19 protein-coding genes and 1 pseudogene are annotated in these 23507 nt (G+C 72.2%); 10 read left to right on the top strand and 10 right to left on the bottom strand.

Annotated features, from left to right (window positions below; genetic code table 11):
- The first annotated feature begins 15 nt into the window (after positions 1-15).
- Both AY578_RS13970 and AY578_RS13965 read left to right on the top strand, forming a co-directional pair.
- Positions 16-2604, top strand: coding sequence for a bifunctional FO biosynthesis protein CofGH (locus AY578_RS13970; protein WP_258902422.1), 2589 nt, complete (start codon positions 16-18; stop codon positions 2602-2604).
- Between the two features lie 69 nt (positions 2605-2673).
- Entirely contained in the window at positions 2674-3243 is a 570-nt protein-coding gene (locus AY578_RS13965; protein WP_258902421.1) for a hypothetical protein, read from the top strand.
- Positions 3244-3265: 22 nt separating this feature from the next.
- Here the strand turns inward: AY578_RS13965 and AY578_RS13960 are convergent, their stop codons facing one another.
- On the bottom strand, positions 3266-3610 hold the full coding sequence (locus AY578_RS13960; protein WP_258902420.1) for a hypothetical protein: 345 nt from the start codon (positions 3608-3610) through the stop codon (positions 3266-3268).
- Positions 3611-3734: 124 nt separating this feature from the next.
- On the opposite strand from AY578_RS13960, the pseudogene AY578_RS34080 reads away from it, so the two are divergent.
- Together AY578_RS34080 and AY578_RS13945 are read left to right on the top strand one after the other, a co-directional pair.
- Positions 3735-6219, top strand: a pseudogene (locus AY578_RS34080) (tetratricopeptide repeat protein).
- Positions 6220-6353: 134 nt separating this feature from the next.
- The gene (locus tag AY578_RS13945) at positions 6354-7472 is read left to right on the top strand and encodes an ADP-ribosylglycohydrolase family protein (protein WP_258902416.1); all 1119 of its coding nucleotides are present in this window, start codon (positions 6354-6356) and stop codon (positions 7470-7472) included.
- A gap of 178 nt (positions 7473-7650) precedes the next feature.
- On the opposite strand, the gene AY578_RS13940 is transcribed toward AY578_RS13945, so the two are convergent.
- The 3 genes from AY578_RS13940 to AY578_RS13930 all read right to left on the bottom strand — a co-directional run bounded on the left by AY578_RS13940 (position 7651) and on the right by AY578_RS13930 (position 14126).
- A complete protein-coding gene (locus AY578_RS13940) occupies positions 7651-9213 on the bottom strand; it encodes a sodium:solute symporter family protein (protein ID WP_136239634.1) in 1563 nt (520 codons plus the stop codon).
- A gap of 240 nt (positions 9214-9453) precedes the next feature.
- Positions 9454-11355, bottom strand: a complete 1902-nt coding sequence (locus tag AY578_RS13935) for a DUF8823 domain-containing protein (RefSeq protein ID WP_258902415.1) — start codon at positions 11353-11355, stop codon at positions 9454-9456.
- A 134-nt stretch (positions 11356-11489) separates the two neighbouring features.
- Positions 11490-14126, bottom strand: a complete 2637-nt coding sequence (locus tag AY578_RS13930) for a D-alanyl-D-alanine carboxypeptidase (RefSeq protein WP_258902414.1) — start codon at positions 14124-14126, stop codon at positions 11490-11492.
- Between the two features lie 238 nt (positions 14127-14364).
- Here AY578_RS13930 and AY578_RS13925 point away from each other — a divergent pair, with 238 nt between their 5' ends.
- From AY578_RS13925 to AY578_RS13915, 3 genes are all read left to right on the top strand, one after another.
- The gene (locus AY578_RS13925) at positions 14365-15120 is read left to right on the top strand and encodes a GOLPH3/VPS74 family protein (RefSeq protein ID WP_026243718.1); all 756 of its coding nucleotides are present in this window, start codon (positions 14365-14367) and stop codon (positions 15118-15120) included.
- A 329-nt stretch (positions 15121-15449) separates the two neighbouring features.
- On the top strand, positions 15450-16307 hold the full coding sequence (locus AY578_RS13920; protein WP_019524126.1) for a type II toxin-antitoxin system RelB family anti-toxin: 858 nt from the start codon (positions 15450-15452) through the stop codon (positions 16305-16307).
- Between the two features lie 225 nt (positions 16308-16532).
- Positions 16533-16721, top strand: coding sequence for a DUF397 domain-containing protein (locus AY578_RS13915; protein WP_258902412.1), 189 nt, complete (start codon positions 16533-16535; stop codon positions 16719-16721).
- A gap of 189 nt (positions 16722-16910) precedes the next feature.
- On the opposite strand, the gene AY578_RS13910 is transcribed toward AY578_RS13915, so the two are convergent.
- From AY578_RS13910 to AY578_RS13900, 3 genes are all read right to left on the bottom strand, one after another.
- Positions 16911-17801: a MerR family transcriptional regulator gene (locus tag AY578_RS13910; protein WP_258902410.1), complete on the bottom strand. Its 891-nt coding sequence runs from the start codon at positions 17799-17801 to the stop codon at positions 16911-16913.
- An 87-nt stretch (positions 17802-17888) separates the two neighbouring features.
- A complete protein-coding gene (locus AY578_RS13905) occupies positions 17889-18398 on the bottom strand; it encodes a glutathione peroxidase (protein ID WP_251143604.1) in 510 nt (169 codons plus the stop codon).
- A 121-nt stretch (positions 18399-18519) separates the two neighbouring features.
- Positions 18520-19233, bottom strand: a complete 714-nt coding sequence (locus AY578_RS13900) for a nucleotidyl transferase AbiEii/AbiGii toxin family protein (RefSeq protein ID WP_258902408.1) — start codon at positions 19231-19233, stop codon at positions 18520-18522.
- A 132-nt stretch (positions 19234-19365) separates the two neighbouring features.
- Here AY578_RS13900 and AY578_RS13895 point away from each other — a divergent pair, with 132 nt between their 5' ends.
- The gene (locus AY578_RS13895) at positions 19366-19995 is read left to right on the top strand and encodes a DUF4352 domain-containing protein (RefSeq protein WP_258902407.1); all 630 of its coding nucleotides are present in this window, start codon (positions 19366-19368) and stop codon (positions 19993-19995) included.
- Between the two features lie 18 nt (positions 19996-20013).
- On the opposite strand, the gene AY578_RS13890 is transcribed toward AY578_RS13895, so the two are convergent.
- Positions 20014-21030, bottom strand: a complete 1017-nt coding sequence (locus tag AY578_RS13890) for a helix-turn-helix domain-containing protein (protein WP_136239629.1) — start codon at positions 21028-21030, stop codon at positions 20014-20016.
- Positions 21031-21332: 302 nt separating this feature from the next.
- On the opposite strand from AY578_RS13890, the gene AY578_RS13885 reads away from it, so the two are divergent.
- Together AY578_RS13885 and AY578_RS13880 are read left to right on the top strand one after the other, a co-directional pair.
- Complete coding sequence (locus tag AY578_RS13885) at positions 21333-21686, top strand: GvpU-like protein (RefSeq protein ID WP_019524133.1); 354 nt, start codon at positions 21333-21335, stop codon at positions 21684-21686.
- A gap of 89 nt (positions 21687-21775) precedes the next feature.
- Positions 21776-22447: an enoyl-CoA hydratase-related protein gene (locus AY578_RS13880; protein ID WP_028959592.1), complete on the top strand. Its 672-nt coding sequence runs from the start codon at positions 21776-21778 to the stop codon at positions 22445-22447.
- A gap of 65 nt (positions 22448-22512) precedes the next feature.
- On the opposite strand, the gene AY578_RS13875 is transcribed toward AY578_RS13880, so the two are convergent.
- Together AY578_RS13875 and AY578_RS13870 are read right to left on the bottom strand one after the other, a co-directional pair.
- Positions 22513-22845 carry a hypothetical protein gene (locus AY578_RS13875; protein WP_028959593.1) on the bottom strand — a complete coding sequence of 111 codons (333 nt, stop codon included), beginning with the start codon at positions 22843-22845 and terminating at the stop codon, positions 22513-22515.
- Positions 22842-23342 carry a DUF6232 family protein gene (locus tag AY578_RS13870; protein ID WP_258902406.1) on the bottom strand — a complete coding sequence of 167 codons (501 nt, stop codon included), beginning with the start codon at positions 23340-23342 and terminating at the stop codon, positions 22842-22844. Before AY578_RS13870 ends, AY578_RS13875 begins: the two co-directional genes overlap by 4 nt.
- Between the last annotated feature and the right edge of the window lie 165 nt (positions 23343-23507).

Below are 23507 nucleotides of genomic sequence, written 5' to 3'. Positions count from 1 at the left end.
ACGTATGCTCAGAGAATGACGACTTCCGCGACGTCCGGAACCGGCGGCCCGACCGAGAACAGTCTGCGCCGCGCGCTCAGGCGCGCCCGCGACGGCGTCTCCCTGGACGTCTCCGAGGCCGCGGTCCTGCTCCAGGCCCGCGGTGAGCATCTGACGGACCTCTCCGCCTCCGCCGCCCGGGTCCGTGACGCGGGCCTGGAGGCGGCGGGGCGGCCCGGCGTCATCACCTACTCCAAGAGCGTGTTCATCCCGCTGACGCGGCTGTGCCGGGACAAGTGCCACTACTGCACGTTCGTCACCGTGCCCGGCAAGCTGCGGCGGGCCGGGCACGGGATGTTCATGTCGCCGGACGAGGTGCTGGACATCGCCCGCAAGGGCGCCGCGCTCGGCTGCAAGGAAGCCCTCATCACCCTCGGCGACAAGCCCGAGGACCGCTGGCCCGAGGCCCGCGAGTGGCTCGACGCGCACGGCTACGACGACACCCTCGCCTACGTCCGCGCCATCTCCATCCGCATCCTGGAGGAGACCGGCCTCCTCCCGCACCTCAACCCGGGCGTGCTGTCCTGGACCGACTTCCAGCGCCTCAAGCCGGTGGCGCCGTCGATGGGCATGATGCTGGAGACGACGGCGACCCGCCTGTGGTCGGAGCCCGGCGGCCCGCACCACGGCTCCCCCGACAAGGAACCGGCGGTACGGCTGCGGGTCCTGGAGGACGCCGGCCGCTCCTCGGTCCCCTTCACCTCGGGCGTCCTCATCGGCATCGGGGAGACGTACGAGGAGCGCGCGGAGTCCCTCTTCGCCCTGCGGAAGGTCTCCCGCGCGCACCACGGCATCCAGGAACTGATCATCCAGAACTTCCGCGCCAAGCCGGACACGGCGATGCGCGGCATGCCGGACGCGGAGCTGGACGAGCTGGTCGCCACCGTCGCCGTCGCCCGTCTGGTCCTCGGCCCCACCGCCTGTCTCCAGGCTCCGCCGAACCTGGTCGACGCCGAGTACGGGCGGCTGATCGCCGCCGGCATCGACGACTGGGGCGGAATCTCCCCGCTCACCATCGACCACGTCAACCCCGAGCGGCCCTGGCCGCAGATCGAGGAACTGGCCGAGCAGTCCCGCGCGGCCGGCTTCGAGCTGCAAGAACGCCTCTGTGTGTACCCGGAGTTCGTGCGGCGCGGCGAGCCCTGGCTGGACCCGCGGCTGCGCCCGCACGTCGCCGCGCTCGCCGACCCGGAGACGGGTCTGGCGCGCCCCGACGCCCTCCCGAAGGGCCTGCCCTGGCAGGAGCCGGACGAGGCGTTCACCGCCACCGGCCGCACCGATCTGCACCGCACCATCGACACCGAGGGCCGCACCGGCGACCGCCGCGCGGACTTCGACGAGGTGTACGGCGACTGGGACGCGCTGCGCGAGGCCGCCGCGCCCGGCATGGTCCCGGAGCGGATCGACACCGACGTGCGCGAGGCGCTGCGCACGGCGGCCGACGACCCGACGAAGCTGACGGACGCGGAGGCGCTGGCGCTGTTCCACGCGGACGGGCCCGCCCTGGACGCGCTGTGCCGCATCGCGGACGACGTGCGGAAGTCGGCGGTCGGGGACGACGTGACGTACATCGTCACCCGCAACATCAACTTCACCAACGTCTGCTACACCGGCTGCCGCTTCTGCGCCTTCGCGCAGCGCCGCACCGACGCCGACGCGTACACGCTCTCCCTGGAGCAGGTCGCGGACCGTGCCGCGCAGGCGTGGGACGTCGGCGCGGTGGAGGTGTGCATGCAGGGCGGCATCCACCCCGACCTGCCCGGCACCGCCTACTTCGACATCGCGCGCGCCGTGAAGGAACGCGTCCCCGGCATGCACGTCCACGCCTTCTCCCCGATGGAGGTGGTGAACGGCGCGACCCGCACCGGCATGTCCGTCCGCGAGTGGCTGACGGCGGCGAAGGAAGCGGGCCTGGACACCATCCCCGGCACGGCGGCGGAGATCCTCGACGACGAGGTCCGCTGGATCCTCACCAAGGGCAAGCTGCCGGCGGCGACGTGGATCGAGGTCATCACGACGGCGCACGAACTGGGCATCCGCTCCTCGTCCACGATGATGTACGGCCACGTCGACCAGCCGCGCCACTGGCTCGGCCACCTCCGCACCCTGGCCGGCATCCAGCAGCGCACCGGCGGCTTCACCGAGTTCGTGACGCTGCCCTTCGTCCACACCAACGCCCCCGTCTACCTGGCCGGCATCGCCCGCCCGGGCCCGACGGTCCGCGACAACCGCGCGGTCACGGCGATGGCCCGCCTGCTGCTCCACCCGTGGATCCCCAACATCCAGACGAGCTGGGTCAAACTGGGCGCGGAGGGCGCGGCGGAGATGCTGCGCTCCGGCGCCAACGACCTGGGCGGGACCCTCATGGAGGAGACCATCTCCCGCATGGCGGGCTCCTCCTACGGCTCCTACAAGTCGGTCAAGGACCTCATCGCGGTCGCGGACGCGGCGGACCGCCCGGCGAAGCCGCGTACGACCCTGTACGGCGAGGTCCCCGAGGAGCGGCGGCGCGCGGCGGAGACGTCGGACGGCCACCTGCCGGAACTGCTGCCGGTCCTCGACTGACGCCGGAGCCGGTACCGGTGGGCAGTAGGATGATCCGACCCGCTTTCGGTTGCTGAGGAGTGCGTACCGGTGTCTGCCCGTCTTCCTTCGTGGGCCTGGGTGACCGGGCTGACCACGGGCGCGATAGCCGTGGTGGTGGTCCTGGGCGTCCAGGCGGACCAGGGCACCACGCCCGTCGCCGCGACCACCGGGCCGACGGCCACGGCGACGGCGGACCCCAAGCCGTCCGCCGCCCCGTCGAAGAAGCCGGCGGCGCCCGCGGTCCCGGCCGACTCCGGCACCGGCCGCCGCATCGTCTACTCCCTCGGCCAGAAGCGCGTCTGGCTGGTCGACGCCAGCGACGCCGCCCGCCGCTCCTTCCCGGTGTGGCCCGGCACGGTCGCCCCGGACCCCGGCTCCTACGCGATCGGCACCCGCAACGAGGCCACCACCGGCAGCGACGGCGTCCCGGTGGAGCACATCATGTACTTCGCCCAGAAGTCCGGCGTCTTCGTCGCCTTCTCCAACGCGGTCGACGGCTCCTCACCCCCACCGCCCGACCCGGGCGCCCAGACGGGCGGCATCCGCGTCGCCAAACAGGACGGCAAGGCCCTGTGGACGTTCGGGACGGCGGGGACGACGGTGTACGTGGTGGAGTAGCCGACCGTTCGACCTGTCCCGGCTACTCGGTGTCCTTCGGGTGCCGCGGCGACGCGTGGACGAAGTGCACGGTGCGTCGCGCCTCGTCGACGAGGTAGCGCACCCGGCCGCCGGCCGTGACCTCGTACTCCCACTGGGGATGGTCCCGGCCCCCGAGGTTCCCCGTGGCCAGCCGGCCCCGCAGGCGGTGCTGACGATCCGGGTCCGAGCGGGACGTCGGGTCCCTGCGCAGGGCCTCGAAGCAGCGGCACGCGTTGCCCGGCGCCTCCGCGCCCAGTTCGCCCCACCCCTTCGCGGCCTCGTTCGTCGCGAAACGCAGACGCCGTTGTACTTCGGAACATATTCCGAAGTCAAGGGGAACGGTCACGTAGAGTGAAGTCCGACTGTCGCCGCCCTGCGGTGTCGGATCGGCGTGCGACACAATGAGGCTGTCGTGACACGGGGGAAGGGGTGTGCGGGTGGCGCGTGGGCGGGTTTCTCTGCAGGAGCGGGTGCGGCGGCGGACGCGGGCCGGGCTCGTCGCCCGCCGTGCCGAACGCGAGCTGTTCCGGCGGAACTTCGACACCTCGCCCGACGACGAGCGGCACCGCTTCCTCTTCCATGTGCACGGCGCCGCGGGCGTCGGGAAGACCCGGCTGGTCAAGGAGTTCGAGCATCTCGCCCGTGAACAGGGGGCGTTGACGGCGTACGTCGACGAGACCTCCGGGTCCGTGCCCGAGGTGCTGGAGGCGGTGAGCCGTCAGTTCGCCTTACAGGGACACCGGTTGAAGGATCTCGAGCGGACGCTCGCGACTCACCGTGAGCGGCGGCACGAAGCCGAGACCGCCGCCCTCGCCGCCCTCGACCCCGCCCCGGACGGCGCCCCCTCCGCGGGCGGCATGGCCCTCGCCCGCGCCGGACTCGCCGGGCTCGGGCTCGTCCCCGGCGTCGCCCCGTTCACCGCCGTCCTCGACCCCGAGCAACTCGCCCACGGTGCCGACCGGCTGCGCACCGTCCTCGCCGCCCGCTTCCGCAGCCACGAGGACGTCCGCCTGGTCCTCGACCCGGCGAGCGTCCTCACCCCCGTCCTCGCGGACGAACTCGACGCGGTCGCCGCCGACGTCCCCTGGCTCGTCCTCCTCCTCGACACCTACGAGCGCACCGGCCCCTTCCTCGACGCCTGGCTGCACGACCTGCTCACCACCGACCGCTACGGCGTCCTGCCCGACACGGTCGTCGTCGTCACCGCCGGCCAGCACCCCGCCGACCCGGCCCGCTGGGGCACCTTCGCCGACTTCATGACCTCCCTGCCGCTCCAGCCGTTCACCGAGGCGGAGGCGCGCGGACTCCTCGCCGGGCGGGGCGTCACCGCCGAACCCGTCGTCGCCGAGGCGCTGCGCCTCACCGGTGGCCTCCCGGTGCTGCTGTCCACGATCGCCGGCACCCGCCCGGCTGGGCCGGAGGACGTCACCGACCCGAGCGCCACCGCCGTCGAACGCTTCCTGAAGTGGGAGCAGGACCCCGGTCGCCGGTCCGCCGCCCTCGCGGGCGCCCTGCCCCGGCTGCTCGACGTGGACGTCTTCGCGGTCGCCGCCGACTGCGACCGGGACCGCGCCGAGGAGCTCTACGCCTGGGTGGAGACCCTGCCGTTCGCCGACCGCCTCGGCGGCCGGCTCCGCTACCACGACATCGTCCGCGCCCCCCATGCTGCGGCTTCAGCGCGGCCGCTCCCCGCGAAGCTGGACCGACGGTCACCGCAGACTGGCATACGCCTGTCGCCTGTGGCGCGAGCAGATGGAGGACGGCCGGGACACGGGCACGCTGTGGCTCGACGAGACCTGGTGCGAGCTGCGGCTGGGGGAGCTGTACCACCGCCTGTGCGCCGACGAGGCCGCCGCGGTCTCCGACACACTGCAGGACTTGGTGGAGGCATGCGATCAAGGGGAGGCCCTCGCCGGACGGTGGATCCGGGTGCTGGAGGACGCGGGGCGAGATGCGACTGTGCCCGACGCTGTCGCGTGGGGTGAGCAACTGGCGGGCGCCCTCGCCGCCGGCGGGACGGAGGGAGTCCTCGACGCGGTGCTCACTTGGACGGGTGCCCCTCCGCCCCAGCCGGGGGCGGCGCCGCCGGGCTCCGGGCCGGTGTGGGCGCAGCCGGGCTCCGGACCCGTTCCGGCGGACGCGGTGTACCAGCGCGGCGACACGAGGCCCGTTCCCGAACCGGCCGGCGACACGGGGTACGGGGCGCCTCCTTCACAGACCCAGACGTGGTCGCGGACCTGGCCGGCGTACGGCACGATCCCCGACCGGATCACCCTCCCCGCTCCCCTCCTCGCCCGCATCCACCGCGACCGCGCCCTCGCCCACGCCGCGCGGCACGACCGCATGGCCGCCGTCGCCGAGCTGGGCCGCGCCCTCGCCCTCACCCCCGACGACCCCCGCACCCTCGGCCTGCGCGGCGAATTCCTGCGCGCCGTCGGACTCCTCACGGAAGCCGCCGCCGACCTGGAACGCGCCACCGCTCTCGACCCCGCCGACGCCTACGCCTGGGCCTCCCTCGGCGCCACCCGCCTCGCCCTCCGCCACCCGGAGGGCGCCCGTACCGCCCTCGACCGGGCCCTCGCCCTCAAGCCCGACTACGGCTGGGCCCTGGTCCGCCGCGCCCGCGTGGCCCGGGAGCTGGGCGACCCGGAGGGCCGCCTCTCCGCCCTGGACCGTGCCGTCGCCGCCGACCCCGACTCCGCGTGGGCCCACTGCGAACGCGGGGACGCCCTCCGCGCCGCCGACCGCGACCGGGAGGCCCTCGACGCCTACGACCGCGCCCTCGACCTCGACCCCGGGTACGCGTCGGCGTACGCGAGCCGGGGCGTCGCCCACCACCGCCTCGGCCACCTCGACCAGGCGCTCGCCGACCTGGACCGCGCCCTGGAGCTGAACCCGTCCTACGCCTGGGCGCGCGAGCGGCGCGATGCGGTCGTACAGGACCGCGACGGGTGAAAACAGGCCACTTCCGGCCGCTCGGGTCACACTCCGTATAGCGCGCGGGAGGGCGATCCGGCCCCGTAGCCCACCACCCCCGTTCGATTACAGTGCAGGGCGTCGTACGTACGGACGGTCCCGGGGAGGTCTTGGTGGCTGGTACTGCCGGGCCCGTGTGGGGGCGCCGTGAGCAGCAGGACTTCCGCAGCCGGGTGCGCGGAACGCTGCTCGGGGCGGCCGTCGGCGACGCGCTGGGCGCACCCGTGGACGGCCTGGACCTCGACACGATCCGCCGGACCCACGGCGCGGAAGGCCTGACCGACCTCGCCCCCGCCTACGGCCGGCGCGGCGCGGTCACCCACCACACCCAGCTCACCCTCTTCACCGTGGACGGCCTGATCCGCGCCCAGGTGCGCCGCGACACCGGCGCCTGGCACCCGCCGACCGATCTGCACCGGGCGTATCTGCGCTGGGCGACCACGCAGCGCGACTGGGGCCCGGACGAGCGGCGCAAGGAGGACGGCTGGCTGGCCCGGGAGGAGTGGCTGTACGCCCGCCGCGACCCGGCCCGCCCGCTGCTCCTCGGCCTGGGCGACGCGACGATGGGCACGCTGGACGCGCCCAAGAACCCCGGCGAGGCGGGACCGGAGGCGGCGGCACGCTCGGCGCCGTTCGGGCTGCTGGTCGGCTGGGACCCGCAGCTGGTGGCGCAGCTCGCCGTGGAGTGCGCGGCGCAGACCCACGGCCATCCGGTGGCCTACCTCGCGGCGGGCGCGTACGCGGTGGTGGTGCACGCGCTGGCCCGGGGCGACAGCCTGGACGCGGCGGTGCAGCGCACGCTCGCGCTGCTGGCCGCGCGGCCGGGCCACCAGCCGGTGACGGACGCCCTCCAGCGGGCGCTGGGCGCGGTACGGCAGGGGATGCCCGGCCCGGACCGGGTCACGGAACTGCTCGGCAACGCCACCGCCGAGGGCCTGCTGTCCGCTGCCGTCTACTGCGCGCTGGTGGGGGAGGACGTACGGCACGGGCTGTGCCTCGCCGTGAACCACGGCGGCCCCAGCGCGGCGGTGGGCGCGCTGACGGGCGGTCTGCTGGGGGCCCTGCACGGCGAGACGGCCCTCCCGCCGGCCTGGCTGGCCGAACTGGAGGGCCGCCCCACGATCCTGGAACTGGCCGACGACTTCGCGATGGAAATGACCCAGGGCCCCGCCCTCCACACCCCGGCCACATCCTCCCCGGCCTGGCTGACGCGCTATCCGCGAGGCGCTTAGGGCCTGTCCGGCGGATCACGCCGAGGACGCGGGGTCACCTGGGTTGCAAGACGCTGCGCCTTTCCCCCGACTTGATCCGCCGGACAGGCCCAAGGGGCGCGGGGAACTGCGCGAAGGGGGTCCGGGGGCGAAGCCCCCGAGGGACGGGAAGGGAAGGGGCGGAGGGGGCGAAGGAACCTCAGTCCTTCACAGGCACCCCGCCCTCCCCCGCAGGCGCGGGAAGGGCAACCCCCGCCCCGCCTTCGTCCCCGTCGGAGTTGACCCGCTCGATGACCGCGACCCTCTCCTCCGTGTCCTCAGGCCTCACGAACCCGACCACCACGTACAGCACCAACGACACGGCCAGCGGAATCGACACCTGGTACTCCAACGGCACCCCACCCTCCACGGCCCAGTGGACCGGGTAGTTCACCAGCCAGAACGCCACCAGCCCCAGCCCCCAGCTGACCAGCGCGGCGGTCGGCCCGGACCGCCGGAACGGCCGCAGCAGTCCCAGCATCATCGGAATCGCGATCGGCCCCATCAGCCCCGCCACCCACTTGATCACCACGGTGATGATGTCCTTGAACGTCGGCGAGTCCACCTGCGTGGCCACCGCCATGGACAGCCCCAGGAACACCACGGTCGTCACCCGCGCCGCGACCAGACCCGACCGCTCCCCCCACGCCCGCGCCCGGGCGGACAGCACGGGCGCCACGTCCCGTGTGAACACCGCCGCGATCGCGTTGGCGTCGGAGGAGCACATGGCCATCGTGTGGGAGAAGAACCCGACGACGACCAGCCCCAGCAGCCCGTGCGGCAGCAGTTGCTCGGTCATCAGGGCGTAGGAGTCGGACCCGTCCGCCTTCTGCGACTCGACCAGCAGCGGCGACATCCACATCGGGAAGAACAGCACCAGCGGCCAGACCAGCCACAGCACCGCCGACAGCCGCGCGGACCGCGCCGCCTGCCGCCCGTCGGAGGTGGCCATGTACCGCTGGGCCTGGTTGAGCATCCCGCCGTTGTACTCGAACAGCTTGATGAAGAGGAACGCCAGCAGGAACACCGTGCCGTACGGCCCGACCAGCGGTTCCCCGTGGCCCCGGAGCTCCGGCTCGTCCCACGCGCCGAGGAAGCCGCCGTGGTCGCCGAGCTCCAGCACCACCGCGACGAACATCGCGATGCCGGCGAGCAGCTGGATGACGAACTGCCCGAGCTCCGTCAGCGCGTCCGCCCACAGCCCGCCGATGGTGCAGTAGACGGCGGTGACCGCGCCGGTGATGAGGATGCCCTGATTCAGCGAGACCCCGGTGAACACCGACAGCAGGGTGGCGATGGCCGCCCACTTCGCGCCCACGTCCACGATCTTCAGCAGCATCCCGGACCAGGCCAGCGCCTGCTGGGTGCGCAGGTCGTAGCGGTTCTTCAGGTACTCCAGCGGCGAGGCCACATGGAGCCGGGAGCGCAGCCGGTTGATGCGCGGGGCGAACAGCCTGGACCCGATGGCGATGCCGAGGGCGATGGGGAAGGACCAGGTGACGAACGAGGTAACGCCGTACGTGTAGGCGATGCCGGCGTAGCCGGTGAACATCACCGCGCTGTAGCCCGACATGTGGTGGGAGATCCCGGAGAGCCACCAGGGCATCTTGCCGCCGGCGGTGAAGAAGTCGCTGACGTTGTCCACCCGCTTGTGCGACCAGACACCGATGGCGACCATCACGGCGAAGTAGCCGATGAGCACCGCCCAGTCGAGACCGTTCATGTCCCCCCTTCCAGGGTCCGCCTTGTGAACACCGCTCAGCTGGTTGGCACTTCGCCTGAGCGGGGCAGGAACACGGAAGGGTGCGAAGTGCCCGCTCATCGTGGGCGCTGTGGCGGGAGCACGACAAGAAAACGGCAGGTCAAGACCAGGCAAAAACGTTCGGCTTACTGACCGTCGTTCAGCGACCTGAACAGAATGGCGACATGAAGAAGCCCCGGGGAACCCTCCCCGGGGCCGGCCTCAGCGCATCTCCTCCGGACACGGCGTGCCCCGCTCACCCCACTTGTACGGGGCCGCCAGGCGGTACGTCCCCGCCTCGGGCGCCAGCAGCATCGTCCACTTGTCCCCGTTGGCGTCCTCCTCCGTCTCCATCAGACAGCCGTGCACGTTCTCGTACGACTTCGGCTCGCCCTCGGGGCGGTTCTCGGACTCCTCCGTCTCCTGCGGCGGGTCCAGCGCCTTGCCCTCGGCGTCCACCAGGCCCAGCCACGGCGAGTACGGCACCCGGATCAGGATCCGGCCCGGCTTCTCCACCCGCAGCGTCCACTCGCCCTGCTCGGCACGCTCCACGACCGTGTTCGGCTCGGCCAGCGGGGTCGGCGCCCGCACCTCGAACAGCTGCCAGTTCGCGTCGCCCCAGACCTGCTTCAGATAGGGCAGCCCGCGCTGCACCAGCTCCCGCTCGCGCTGGCCGCCGTCGCCGTCCGGCTCGTCCTTCGGCAGCACCACGTAGTGCACGCCCCAGCGCTTCAGCCACTCGTGGTAGTTGGCCGCGTTGAGGGTGTCGTCGTAGAAGAGCGGGTTGCGCTCCATGTCGGCCTGGCGGTTCCAGCCGCGCGCCAGGTTCACGTACGGCGCCAGCGCGGACGCCTCGCGGTGCGAGCGGGCCGGGACGACCTCCACGCGGCCCTGCTCGGCGCCGACCTCCTGGAGCTCGTTCACCAGCGGCGCCAGCTCACGCGCCCAGGACGCGGCGGGCGTCGTGTTCACCACGTCGTTGACCGACTTCACGCCGATCCAGCAGGTGAAGCCGACGATGGCGACGACCAGCGCGTACCACTTGCGGGAGCGGGGCTCGGCGAACGGCAGCGCCGCCACCAGCACCACACCGCCGAACAGCATCGCCAGCCGGGTCATGTTCGACCCGATCTGCGAGCTGATCAGCCAGACCAGCAGCACCCCGAGCCCGTACACCGCCGCCGTGATCCGGACCGTCCTCCAGTCCTTCGGCACCATGACGTACACCAGCACCGAGTACACGAACGGCAGCACGACCGAGCCGAAGCCCATCGGCTGCGTGCCGGAGAACGGGAACAGCCACGCCGACACCGCGACCACCGCGCTCGGCGCGAGCCCCAGCGCCCAGGCCCCCGGACGGCGCTTCTGCAGGAACAGCGCCACCGCCACCAGGCCCACGAACAGGCCGGCGACCGGCGAGGCCATCGTCGCGAGCGCCGCCAGCGGGGCCGCGCACAGCGCCTTCGCCCAGCGCTTGTAGCGCCACCGGTACGGCCAGCAGAAGACGACCGCCACCGCGCCGAGCGCGAACATCGTGCCCAGCCCGTACGTCACCCGGCCGGAGGCGGCGTTGCACAGCAGCGCGAACACGCCCGCCAGCGCCGCCCACAGGGGGTTGCGCACGGACCGGCTGCGCATCAGCACCAGCGTCAGCAGACCCGCCGACACCGTGCCGGCGATCATCATCGTGGTCCGCACGCCGAGCACCGACATCAGGTACGGCGACACCACGCTGTACGACACCGGGTGCATCCCGCCGTACCAGGCGAGGTTGTACGCGGAGTCGGGGTGCCGGCCCACGAACTCGGCCCACGCGTCCTGCGCGGCGAGGTCGCCGCCGCTGTTCGCGAAGGTGAAGAACCAGACGACGTGCAGCAGTCCGGACAGCGCGGTGACGGACAGCACGGGGTGGCGCAGCATGCGGGCGCGCACGGCGAGGACGGCGGCCTTCGCCCGGCCCGGTGGGTCCCCCTGCGGGGAGTCACCCTCGGGGGTGTGATCCTTCGTGGCGTCCTCCTGGGAGGCGTCCGCCTGTGACCGCTCCGTCTCGGATGCGGGTATTCGTGGGCCGGTTCCCGGGCCCGGGTTCGCGTCGTCGGCGCGTGTCGGCTCCGCTGTCGCCACCTGTCGGCACTCCCCGTGATCCCGTTCTTCGCCCGTTTCCTGCCCGTTTCGTGACGCTAGCACGCACCCCGCGGACCGTCCGCCCGGGTGGGCGGCGGTCCGCGGGGTGCGGCCGTCGTCGATCCGCCGCCGGATCAGGCGACGCGGGTCAGCTTGTCCGTGAAGCCGGGCTCCACGAGGTCCTCCTTCAGCGCGACCGGCACCTTGACGGCGCCGTTCTTGCCGTCACCCACGGTGAGCGTGCCGACCTTCGTCCCGGCCCGGGCCGTGTGCGGCAGCTCCGTCCCGGCGAACGTCAGCTTCACCTCGAGCCCCGCCCAGCCGACGGCCTTGACGTCCTCGGTGACGACGACCGGGGTGTGGCCGCCGAGCCCGTCGTCCGCGTACCCGACGACCGTGCCCTTCTTCAGGATGGTCTCCGCCCGCAGCGCGTCCTGGCCGGCCAGGATCAGCTTGTGCCCGGCGTCCAGGGCGCCCGACAGGATCGTGTGGTCCTCGCCGCCCTCGGGCTGGCGCAGCACCGCGCCGACGATCCGGTGCACCTCGCCGTCGACGTCCTTCTTCGCCGCGAACGACAGGTTGCCGAGCGCGGAGGTGGTGGTGCCGGTCTTGATGCCGACCACGTCGTCCTTGCCGACCAGACGGTTCCAGTTGCCGTGCTTCTCGCCCTTGTAGTCGACGTACTCCATCATCGCGGCGACCTCGCGGAACGCGGGCTGCTGCATCGCGGCCCGGGCCAGCTTCACCTGGTCCACGGCGGTGCTCACGGTGGTGTTGTTCAGGCCCGACGGGTCGGTGTACGTCGTGTCGGACATCCCGAGGTCCTCGGCGGCCTCGTTCATCTTCTCGACGAACGCCTTCTCCGACCCCGCGTCCCAGCGGGCCAGCAGGCGCGCCACGTTGTTCGCGGACGCGATGAGGATCGCCTCGACGGCCTCCCGCTCGCTGATCGCGTCGCCCTTGGTGACGTTCACCGTCGACTCCTGCCCGGCGTCCGACTGCTGCTCGGCGAGCGCGTCGACCTCGATCTTCGGCCCCTCGGCGCCGCTCTTCAGCGGGTGGTCACGCAGGATCACGTACGCGGTCATCACCTTGGCGACGCTCGCGATCGGCACGGGCTTCTGCTCGCCGGACGAGCCGAAGGTGCCGATGCCGTCGACGTCCAGCGCGGCCTGGCCGCTCTCCGGCCACGGGATCTGCGGCTTGCCGCCCTCGAAGGTGTAGCTGTCCTGCGCGGTCAGCACCAGCGTGGGCGTCGGCAGCGGACGGAAGTTCTGCACGACCGCGAAGACGATCACCAGCAGGACGACCAGCGGCGTCCAGATCTTGATCCGCCGCACGGCCGTCCGCAGCGGGGTCTGCGGGGGCGGCGGGGTGTTGGTCAGCTCGGCCAGCAGGTCCAGCGGCGGCTTCGGCGGCAACGGCTGCTGCGTCGTCCGCTCCGGCCCGACCTGCGGCAGGAACGTCGTCGACTCGGCCGGGGCGGGCCCGCCCTGACGCGGGGTCTGCCCTATGGCGGGGTCGGGCTTCAGCGCGACGAACTTGCTGGTCCGCTCGGCCTCGGCGGCCCGGGCGTCCGTACGCGCGGCGGCGTCGCCCAGCTTGAGCATGGTGGTCGGCTGATCGACGGCCGGCTTGGCGGGGCGGGGCGCGCGGAAGACGGCGGTGGGCTGATCGACGGGGGTGTCGGTGTCGCCGTCGGTCTTCTCGTCGCCCTTGGCGGCGGAGCCGGTTTCGCCCGGCTTGGGGGCGGCGCCGTCTTCGTCGCGCTCGGCGGCGGGGGGCTTGGCGGTGCCCTTGCGGTCGGTGGCCTTGGCGCCTTCCTTGGCGTCGCCGTTCTTGGCGTCGGCCTGGGTGTTGCTCTTGTCGGCGTCGGCGTCGGCGCCGGTGTCGGCCTTGGTCGCGGCTGCGGCTGCGGCACCGGCGGCGGTCTTGCCGGTGCTCTTGCTGTCGCCGTCCTTGTCGGTGGGCTCGTCGTTGCCCTTACCGGCGGCGTCGTCGTCCTTGGCCGCGGCGTCGGCGGCGGTCTTACCGCTGTTCTTGCCACTGTTCTTGCCGCCGTCGGTCTCGGCATCCCCCTTGGCGTCACCGGCCTGGTCGGCGTCGACATCGTTGGCCGCGTCGGCGCTCCTGGTGTCAGCCTTGCCGTCGGCGCCCTTGGGCGCGTCCGCCGGGGCCTCGTCGGTCTCGCCCTCGGCGTCCTCGCCCTCCGGGGCGTCACCCCGGCCGGCTCCGTCGGACGCGGCGGCGTCCGCCGTCACGTCACCGGACGCACCAGCGTCGTTGGACGGCGCACCCGAGTCCCTGGACGATGCACCCGCGTCCTTGGACGACGTACCCGCGTCCTCGTCGGCCGCACCGTCCCCGCGAGCCCCCTCATCGCGGGTCTCGCCGCCCGCGGCGGGCTCGGCGCCCTCCTCGGCCCCTTCGTCCCCCTCGACGCCGGAGGCGTCCTCAGGAGCCTCCGAGGAAGCCTCGGACCCAGGTTCGGCCGACCGCACCCACGCCGCGACGGCTTGCCGCAGGCGCCCGTCACCTTCCTCCGCGCCCTCGGCGCCGGCGTCCTCGGAAGCCGAAGCCGAGGCCGAAGCCTTCGGCACCGACAGCACGCGCGTCGCGGTGTCGGCCTTCTTCCCGCCCTCCGAGTCACCCGCCTCACGGGCGACCGCAAGGCGGGGGTCCTGCTTCTCGGGAACCGGCCCGGCGCTCCCCGACGTCTGTTCTGCCGACGACTCGCGCTGCTTCGACCTGTCGGGGGACTCGCCCGCCACCGATGCCTCCTCCATGTGCCGCACGCCCCGCGTGCGCCAACCGAACCGTGAACCGCCCGCCCGTGACATCGCTCCGAAGCGCTGTCCGAACCATGTACCAGTGTCCTGTGTGCGGGCTTACCCCACGCGGTAGACGAGAACGACATACCTACTGGTTCCACTACGAACCGGTCACGCACCCTCGACAGACCAATGTGAGAGGGGTCACCCTGTCATTCATCCACGCGGGGAGGCATGGATGGGCAGGAGCCGCAGAACACTTCCGGAGGAGCTTCTGCTGCTGGCACTGGACCCGGCCACGGGTACCACTGCACAGCCGCAGTCGCTCGACCTCGGTCTGGCCGGAGCACAGCTAGTGGAGCTGGCGCTGGCCGGACGGATAGCCCCAGACGGGGATCGTATCGCCGTGGTGGTACCACGGCCGACTGGAGACCCAACACTGGACAGCGCACTGGAGTTGCTGCGAAGGCGTGGCGCTCCCGTGCGGGCCGTCCACTGGATCGGCGGGCCCCGACTCGGGCTCCGCCAGACCTACCTCTCGCATCTGGAGCGGTGCGGCATGGTGCACGCCGTGGCCGGCCAGATGTGCGGGGTCTTGCCGACGACCCGTTACCAGGCGACGGACACCGAGATCAGCCGGGAGATCAGGGCCCGGCTGGACTCCGCGATCCGCACCGGCGTGCCGCCGGACCCGCGGACCGCGGCGCTCGCCGCGCTGGCGCACGCGGTGGGCCTCGGCAAGCACCTGTACCCGGGGAACGAGGGCCGGTCCTCGCGCTCCCGGTTGCGGGACCTGATCCGGCACGACCCCATGGGCGGACTCGTCGCACACGCGGTGATGGACGTCCAGAACGGCGCCGCGGCCCAGCCGCGCCGCAGCTCCGCACCACCGGCGGGCCGGCAGGCCCCCGGCGGCAGGGGCGCACCGGAGCCCGCCCGCGGCGTTCCGGCGCAACCACACCGTGGATCCATGGCACGCGCCGCCGCACACTGAGCCGTACGTCCCCCGGGCTCGGCGGGGCGCACCACGGATCCACGGCACCGCAGACCCGGTCACGGGAGCCGCTGTCCGAGCGGGGCGGAGAGAGCACACGGGCTCTCTCCGCCCCGCTCGGCGTGCCCGCGGGCACGCCGAGCTCACGGTCCCGAGGCCGTGAGCCGGCGTGTACCGGTCGTATATCCACCATTTCCCAGCGGTAGTACGCAGATTGGTGGCAGTCTGCTCAACGAGTCGTCGAGTCATCGAGCAGACACACACAGTGGCACGACGAAGTCCAGGTTCACAGTGCAAGTACGAGGCACGCAGCCGGAGGTGCACGTCCCGTGGCGTCCAATGTCAATCCCACCGTCCGGCGGCGCCGGCTCGGCCAGGAGCTGCGCCGGCTCCGTGAGCTGAAGGGCATGACCGCCGAGGAGGTCGCGGAGCGGCTGCTGGTGTCGCAGTCGAAGATCAGCCGGCTGGAGAACGGCCGCCGCAGCATCAGCCAGCGCGACGTGCGCGACCTGTGCGGGGTGTACGAGGTCGAGGACCAGCGGATCGTCGACTCGCTGATGCAGATGGCCAAGGACTCCCGCCAGCAGGGCTGGTGGCACGCGTTCGGCGACATCCCGTACAGCGTCTACATCGGTCTGGAGACGGACGCGGAGTCGCTGCGGGTGTACGAGCCGCAGATCATCACCGGCCTGCTGCAGACCCGCCCGTACGCAGAGGCGATCGTGCAGGGAGGCTCGCCGGAGTCCACCGAGCAGGAGAACGACAAGCGGGTGGAGGTGCGGCTGCGCAGGCAGAGCCGGATCACCGCCGAACAGGACCCGCTGCGCCTGTGGGTGGTGCTCGACGAGGCCGCGCTGCACCGGGTCGTCGGCAGCCGCCAGGTGATGCGCGAACAGCTCGAGCACGTCCTGGAGCTGAGCCAGCTGCCGCACGTCACCGTGCAGGTGCTGCCGTTCGAGGTCGGCGCGCACGCGGGCATCAACGGCCAGTACTCCATCCTGGAGTTCGCCGACGCGGCCGACTCAAGCGTGGTCTACATCGAGGGCGTCACCAGCGACCTGTACCTGGAGAAGCCGCACGACGTGCAGAAGTACACGGTGATGTACGAGCACCTGAGGGCGCAGTCGCTGAACGTGGAGCAGTCGCGGCGGCTGGTGGAGCGGCTCGCCAAGGAGTACGCGCGCTGAACTCCCGTGGCGGAAGTGGCGGATGATACACGGCCGACAGGTACGACTGGAAGCCCCGCCCGGAATATGCCATCCGGTCGAGTGAACGACACCTCCGGACGCCGAGAGTGACGAGTAGCGTCGATCACGCCAACCAGCACCGACGGTTGGCGCAATCCGTTCTGCGGTCCACGCCGGAATGCGCAGGCCGGTGACAGCAACTCAGCATCTGGCTACGGAGCGAACATGGCAATTCGTCTGGGCGCCACGGAAACGTGGACGACGTCCTCCTACACCAACAACAACGGCGCGTGCGTGATGGTCAGGTCGACCACCGAGAAGGCGCTGGAGCTCGGGGACACCAAGATCCCCGAGGGTCCGAAGCTGGCGTTCCCGGCCGACGCGTGGAACGCTTTCGTGGCCTCGGTCAAGTAGTCCCCGCGTCCTCCGGCGCAGGCAGCAGCACCACCGACAGGCCCTCTCGACGAGTCCGCCGTCCTTGCCGAGAGGGCCGGGGCGCGCCCCGCTCCCGGCGCGCGCCCCGAACCCCGCCCGCCCCACCGGAAGACGGCAGGCCGGCCGCAGGAACCTCCGCGACCGCCCGCGATCCCCTTCCGATCCGCCCTATCCAGCCGTGGACTTCGCCTCCGTGACCGGGAAGGCGACGTCGCACACCGGGTCCTCCGGGCCCGCCGCGTCCCAGTCCGCGAAGTAGATCTCACGGCAGGGTCCCGCGTACGTCAGCCCCTGCTCCCGCATCCACGCCTCCACCGCCTCGAAGGCGGCCAGTATCTGCGGGTGCGCGACCTGCGCCTTGGTGATCCGGGTGCGGGCCAGCCGCCTCGCCGGCTCCACCCGCACCGTCGTCCCCCGTGCCCGGCCCCGCTCCTCGGCCCAGGCACGGGCCGCCGCCTCGTCGGCCACCGGCACGCACGCCTCCGCGGGCCCGTCGCTCTCCACCGACACCTCGGAGTGGTAGACGACGAACGGCGACCCGGACACCCCGCCGCAGGCGCGGGCGCCCTCCTCCAGCCGTCCCAGCGACGCGCCGATCCACGCCGGCAGTTCGTCCGCCAGGATGTGCCGCGACTCGGTGATCACCACCTGTTCCGGCACGTCCACCGTGTCCACCGTGAACTTCCCGTACATCTCGAGGCTCCTCCCCGACAACCGTCCACGGAGATAGCCGGCGAGCGTCCGCTGCGAGGCGTGGCGCGCCTCGACCTCGGCCCAGTACGCGTCCAGCCGGCGCGCCCGCGCCGCCCCGTCGCCCGCGTCCACCACCTCGGCGATCCGCGCCAGCGGCATGTCCAGCTGCCGCAACAGCGCCACCAGCCGGGCCTGTTCGACCTGGGCGGCCCGGTAGTACCGGTAGCCGGTGTCCGCGTCGACCCGCGCCGGCGCCAGCAGCCCCAGCCGGTCGTAGAGCCGCAGGGCCTTCGCCGACAGGCGGCTGCGGGCCGCGAACGCCCCGATGGAGAGCAGTTCCTCGTCCACGTCGACATTCTCCGTCACCGGGCGGTCCGTCCGCCCGGTGACGCAGACCCTCACCCTTGCCCCAAGGGCAAGGTCAACGGGTACGTCGAGGGGTGGGGGCGGAGATCAGCCGAGGGCCTTCTCCACGGCCGCCACGACCTCCGCCGACTCCGGCTCGGTCTGCGGGGAGAAGCGGGCCACGACGGAGCCGTCCCGGCCGACGAGGAACTTCTCGAAGTTCCAGCGGATGTCCCCGCTGTGGCCCTCGGCGTCGGCGAAGCCCACCAGCCGCTCGTACAGCGGGTGCCGCCCGTCCCCGTTCACCTCGACCTTCTCGGTCATCGGGAACGTCACCCCGTACGTCGCCGAGCAGAACTCCGCGATCTCCTCCGCGGAACCCGGCTCCTGCCCGAGGAACTGGTTGCAGGGCACGCCGAGCACGGTGAACCCGCGCTCCGCGTACCGCTCGTGCAGCCGCTCCAGACCCTCGTACTGCGGGGTCAGCCCGCACTTGGAGGCCACGTTCACGACGAGCACGGCACGGCCCGCGTACTGGGACAGGTCGGCCGGACCGCCGGTGAGGGCGCCGATCTCGACGGCGAGCGGTGAGGCGCTGTTGTTCTCGGTAGTCGTCATGGGGCCGACCCTAGCTCCGGCCGCGGGCGCTCAGCAGGGCACCCTGACCGGAATCCCGGGGCGTGGGGCTACTGCCCGGGGCCGTCAGGGTTCCCCGGGGCCGTCAGGGCCCTCGGAGCCCTCAGAACCCGAAGTCCTCAGAACCCTCGGAGTCCTCGGGGGCCTCGCCCTCGACCAGCCGCTCCGCGATGTCGTCCGCCCAGGCCAGCGCCCAGCGCCGCAGCTCCTCGATCTGCGGGGCGTCCAGCCCGTGCGTGCGGAACTCGCGGTCGTCGAGCCACTCCGTGCCGGTCAGCCGGGACTGCAGCTCGGCCAGGTCGAAGCTGTCGGGCGCGTGCCGGCGCCCCAGCTCCTCCAGCTCGGCCGGACTCCACAGGTCCGCGGCCGCGTGCACGTCCACCAGGTCACGCGGCAGCCCCCGGTCCGCCAGCGCCCGCACCCGCGTACCGACCAGGTCCTCGAGCGACAGCGCGGGACCGGCCTCCGTGGTCACCGGCGGCCGCCACAGCACCTCCTTGCGGACGTCCACCCGCCACCGCACCCCGGTCTCCTCGTCCCCCACGACCAGCCGCGCCGCCAGCGGATCGACCACCGGGACCTCGACGGGCCACCCGCGCGCCTCCAGCCCCGCCCGCACCGCCCCGGCGATCTCCGCCATGCCCGCGGGGTGCTCGGTGGCCAGATCCATCCCTTCGCTGACCCGGGCGTCCACCAGCCCGTGCGCCCGTACGGCCTCCCCGCCGGCCAGCACCAGGCCGTACGGCGCCCCGACGGCGAGCAGATCGCCCGCCAGTCGCTCGTGCACGGCGTCCACGCCGAGGGGAGGTGAGGTCATGCCCCGATTATCGCGGCGGGGACGCTCCACCACGATCGGGTGAATCCGTCCGGTACAGGGCAACGGGTCGCATATCTCGCGGGTCACCTACGCACACGAAGCGAACGACGTACGTACGAGGGATGCAGCACCGTGACCCAGCCGAACGACCCCAACCAGCCGCCCTACGGGAACCAGCCGCCCCACCCGAACCAGCAGCCGTACCCGCAGCCTCCGGGGTACGGCTTCCCCGGCAGCCCGCCCCCGCCGCCCCCGAGGAAGGGCCGCTTCCTGAAGTTCGCCGGCTTCGGCTGTGCGGGCGTCCTGGGCCTCGTCGTCCTGGTCGCCGCCCTGACGGCGGGCGACGGCGACTCCGACGACGGCGGGAACACGGCCGCCGACTCCTCCGTCAGCGCCTCCGCCGGGGCGAAGAAGAAATCCGAGCAGGGCGGCGGAGGTCCGGTGAAGCTCACCGCGGAGCGCGCCGAGTTCAGCAAGAGCATCCTGGCCGACGGCGGCGACTACACCAGCGTGCGGGTCACCGTCGTCAACGACGGCGACGACGAGGTGAGCGTGAACCCGCTGTACTTCACGATCACCGACACCGACGGCACCAAGCACACCGTCGAACTCGGCGTGGACGAGGAGCAGATCGACACCGTGGACCTCGCCCCGGGCGAGAACATCTCCGGCACCGTCACCGGCAAGGGCACCTTCACACCGAAGTACGTGACCTACACCGACGGCCTGCTGGGCGACCCGGTGCGGGTGGACGTGTCCTGAGGCCGGACGCCTGCCGCGTCAGTCGGGCCGTACGACGAAGGCCTGGTCCGGTGAGCCGGCACACGGCTCCTGGACGGCCTCCACGCCCTCGGCGACCGAGTCGTCGGCGGTGCCCACGCACTGCGCGCCCGGCACCGTACGGAACCGGTAGGCGCCGGGGGCGCCGGACGGGGCGGGCTCGGCCCGGAAGAGGGTGGCGCCCGCGCAGTCGTCACGCGGTTCGAGCATGCCCTTCACCGGGCCGGTGTCCATGACGGTCAGACACCCCTTGCCGAGCTCGGGGTGGTGCCACTGAATGCGGTACAGCCCGGCGCCGGCCGGTTCGAGGTACGTACGCGGCACCGGGGCCCCGGCGCAGGGGAGGTGCACGGCGACGGCGCTGCCGTAGGCGCCGCGGCGGTCGCGTCCGTCGGTGAGGCACAGGTCGGTCCGCCCGGCGGGCCGGATCGTCACCCAGCCGTCGACGGGCGTCTGCTGCTCACCCTTGGCGCCTTTGGCGACGGGGACGTCGTCCCGCGTACCTTCGGGTGCGTCCCCGTTCCCGGACTGCCAGGCCCAGAGACCGGCGCCGGCGCCGAGAAGGAGGGCGACGGCGGCGAGCGCGAGAAGGGTCTGCCGGCGCCGTGGCGTCCTGCCCGAGGCGCCCTCGCGGTTTTCCCCCACCGCACTCACCTCCCCGTGTGTCTCGTCAGGGGAGGACGGAGAAGCGGCCGGGACGGGACGAGGCGTGCCGTCGTCCCGCCCACCCCCCTCCGCGATCCTCTCCCGTGCGTCGAGCCAGTCCCCGACCCGCTGTCCGTCCCCGCAGGCGCGCACGAAGGCGGCCAGGACGTCGGGCCGGGGGAGACGGTCACGCCGGAGAACGTCGGCCAGGGTGCTGCGCGCCAGCACGTCCCCGTTCCGGCCGGCCTGCTCCTCCAGCTCGCGATAGGTCATCCCTGACAGCTCCTTGAGCCGCCTCATCGACTCGACGAAACCGGCGGCATCCTGGGCCGCGTACGGAGACGACTCACGCAGGTTCCCCACGCGTGCCATCTTGCTGCGGTCGTTGCACGCTGAACAACGGGGAAACCCGCCATGCGCGTGCGCGCATGCCGGGGCCCCGCGGCCGTGTGCGCGCGGACCCGCGTCGGCGGTGTGGGCCGCGGCTCCCCCTGGCCGCGGCCCGTGCCCCCCGCTGACACTCTCGACCATGACCGACGGCGGCGGCCGGGATCAACGGGAAGTGCTTGTCCCGGACAACCGTCACCCTGTCCGGGCAGGTCAGAGGCGTGCGGGGGTCGTGTCCCGGACAGCGGGCGGCGCGCCGAGGGGTGGCCCCGCATAGAATCCGGCCCATGGTGAAGCCCGACGAGCTGATCGTAGACATCGCCGCCCGCGTGGAATCGGGGCAGAGCAGCCAGATGTCTCTGACCGTGGTTACCGGTGGTGCCGTCATCACCGGCCGGCTGGCTCCCGAATCCGTGTGGCGGAAGAGGGTCGCGGAGGTGCTGAAGGACTCGGAACAGCTCGCCGAGTTCGCCTCCGTCTTCGACGCCCCGGTGAAGCGGGAAGGCCCGCCCACCCACCTCCACTTCCACGTGGCCCGGATCATCCAGGGCACGGTCGGCGTCCCGGAGACGGGCGGCATGTACCGGGTGGCGATCGAGGACGTCAGCGCCTGGACGGTGGGCGACTTCAGCTACTCCTGACGCACGCGGGCATGCTCCGGAGTCTTGCGTTCCCTGTGCCCGGCCCTTAAGTTACTGACGAGTAGGCCACAGGTGAACGGAGCGCCGCCATGCCCACGCTGGACCGCCACGAGAACGTCTTCGTCCTCGACCTGGGAGACGGCGAGAACCGCTTCCACCCCGACTGGATCGCCGCGGTCGGGGCCGCGCTCGACGAGGTGGAGAAGGCGGAGGGCCCGCGCGCCCTGGTGACGGCGGCGACGGGCAAGTTCTGGTCCAACGGCCTGGACCTGGAGTGGCTGTTCGCCAACGCGGACCACTACCACGACTACGTGGTCTCGGTGCACCAGCTGTTCGCGCGGATGCTGTCGCTGCCGGTGATCACGGTGGCCGCGCTCCAGGGCCACACGTTCGCGGCCGGGGCGATGCTGTCCCTGGCCCACGACTTCCGCGTGATGCGCGCGGACCGGGGCTACTGGTGCCTCCCGGAGGCGGACATCGACATCCCGTTCACCCCGGGCATGTCCGGCCTCATCCGCGCCCGCCTGACCCCGCAGACGGCCCACGAGGCGATGACGACGGCACGGCGGTACGGGGGCGAGGACGCGGCGAGGGCGTCGATCGTGGACCGCGCGGTCCCGGAGGCGGAGGTCCGCCCGACGGCGGTGGCCCTGGCCGAGTCCCTCGCCGGCAAGGCCGGCAACACCCTGGGCACGATCAAGTCCCGCCTGTACACGGAGGTCCTGACGACCCTGAGGGACACGACGAACCCGATGGGCTGACGGCCTTTCGTCCGTACGGAAAGACCCCGGACCGTTACCGGTCCGGGGTCTTTCCCTGGGTGCTCTCAACCGGCCAGCAGGGCCTTCGCGGCCGTGACGACCGGCAGGCCCACCTCGCCGACGAGGGCGGCGATGCCGGAGATGCGCTGCACGAGCGAACGCCGGCGTTCCGCGGAGGTCTCCTGGGCGATGGCGCCGGCGGCGGCGTCCACCTCCGCCTGGTCCGCGGTGTCCAAGTGCGGCCGCAGCCGCTCGATCTCGGCGAGCAGGGCCTGCAACGCGGGCCCCGCTTCCGCCACGCCGACGTTCTTGCCGCCGGCCACGATGTCCCCGGATCCGGTGTGCTCGGCCTTGCCGATGCTGCCCGCCCCGTACTGCTGGATCTGGTCCCCGCTCATGACGCCTGGATGCCCCCGCTGCCGCTGTGCTGTGCCTTGCCGATGCTGCCCGAGCCGTACTGCTTGATGAGGTCGCCGCCCACCGCGTGCTCCACGTTGATCATCATCTGGGCGATGTCGGGGTTGCCGATCGCCTTGGTGATCTCGTGGATCAGCTGGTGAATTTCCTCCTGCCGGGTGGACCAGATGGCCTCGCGCTGAGTACCGGAGGTATTCAGGACGAGTCCGTACACCGGCGGCCTCTGCAGGGCGTTGACCAGCCTCCACACCAGAAAGGCCTGGACGCCGAGGAAAAGAATGACGCCTACGACGTCCACAATGGCGGCGAAAATGCCACCGAAGAACAGCCAGACGAGGGTACGGACGAAGAATTCCTTCCACGCCGCACCCTTGTCGACCTCTACCATGCGCTGACCGACGTGGGAGATGTTACGCAGAGGATAAGCCTCGCCCCCCACCCACAGCACGCCCTCATTGATGGTTACTTGGGCCGCCACAGGACCCTCCTGTCAGCTTTTGGACACTGAGCTGCGAAGACTAGCGAAGGGGGTCTGGATATGTGCGGGGATTCCTGGTTTTGTCGCCCGAATATGGGGAGGGTTGTTTTGCACGCCCAAAAGAAGGCAAATAAAGGCAGGCGCCGCCAGGGAAGTGTGATGAGG

It is taken from the genome of Streptomyces thermocarboxydus, from assembly GCF_024760485.1.
GTDB classification, from domain to species: Bacteria; Actinomycetota; Actinomycetes; order Streptomycetales; family Streptomycetaceae; genus Streptomyces; species Streptomyces cellulosae.
Note: the sequence above shows the minus strand (reverse complement) of the source record. Positions and strands in the feature narration are given on the sequence as shown.

Bases quoted from the DNA above. Each gene is read 5' to 3' on its own strand.
- AY578_RS13940 (WP_136239634.1), bottom strand. From the start codon at position 9,213: ATGAACGGTCTCGACTGGGCGGTGCTCATCGGCTACTTCGCCGTGATG.
- AY578_RS13875 (WP_028959593.1), bottom strand. From the start codon at position 22,845: ATGAGCGGGGACCAGATCCAGCAGTACGGGGCGGGCAGCATCGGCAAG.
- AY578_RS13880 (WP_028959592.1), top strand. From the start codon at position 21,776: ATGCCCACGCTGGACCGCCACGAGAACGTCTTCGTCCTCGACCTGGGA.
- AY578_RS13890 (WP_136239629.1), bottom strand. From the start codon at position 21,030: ATGGCACGCGTGGGGAACCTGCGTGAGTCGTCTCCGTACGCGGCCCAG.
- AY578_RS13970 (WP_258902422.1), top strand. From the start codon at position 16: ATGACGACTTCCGCGACGTCCGGAACCGGCGGCCCGACCGAGAACAGT.
- AY578_RS13900 (WP_258902408.1), bottom strand. From the start codon at position 19,233: ATGACCTCACCTCCCCTCGGCGTGGACGCCGTGCACGAGCGACTGGCG.
- AY578_RS13925 (WP_026243718.1), top strand. From the start codon at position 14,365: ATGGGCAGGAGCCGCAGAACACTTCCGGAGGAGCTTCTGCTGCTGGCA.
- AY578_RS13885 (WP_019524133.1), top strand. From the start codon at position 21,333: ATGGTGAAGCCCGACGAGCTGATCGTAGACATCGCCGCCCGCGTGGAA.
- AY578_RS13915 (WP_258902412.1), top strand. From the start codon at position 16,533: ATGGCAATTCGTCTGGGCGCCACGGAAACGTGGACGACGTCCTCCTAC.
- AY578_RS13905 (WP_251143604.1), bottom strand. From the start codon at position 18,398: ATGACGACTACCGAGAACAACAGCGCCTCACCGCTCGCCGTCGAGATC.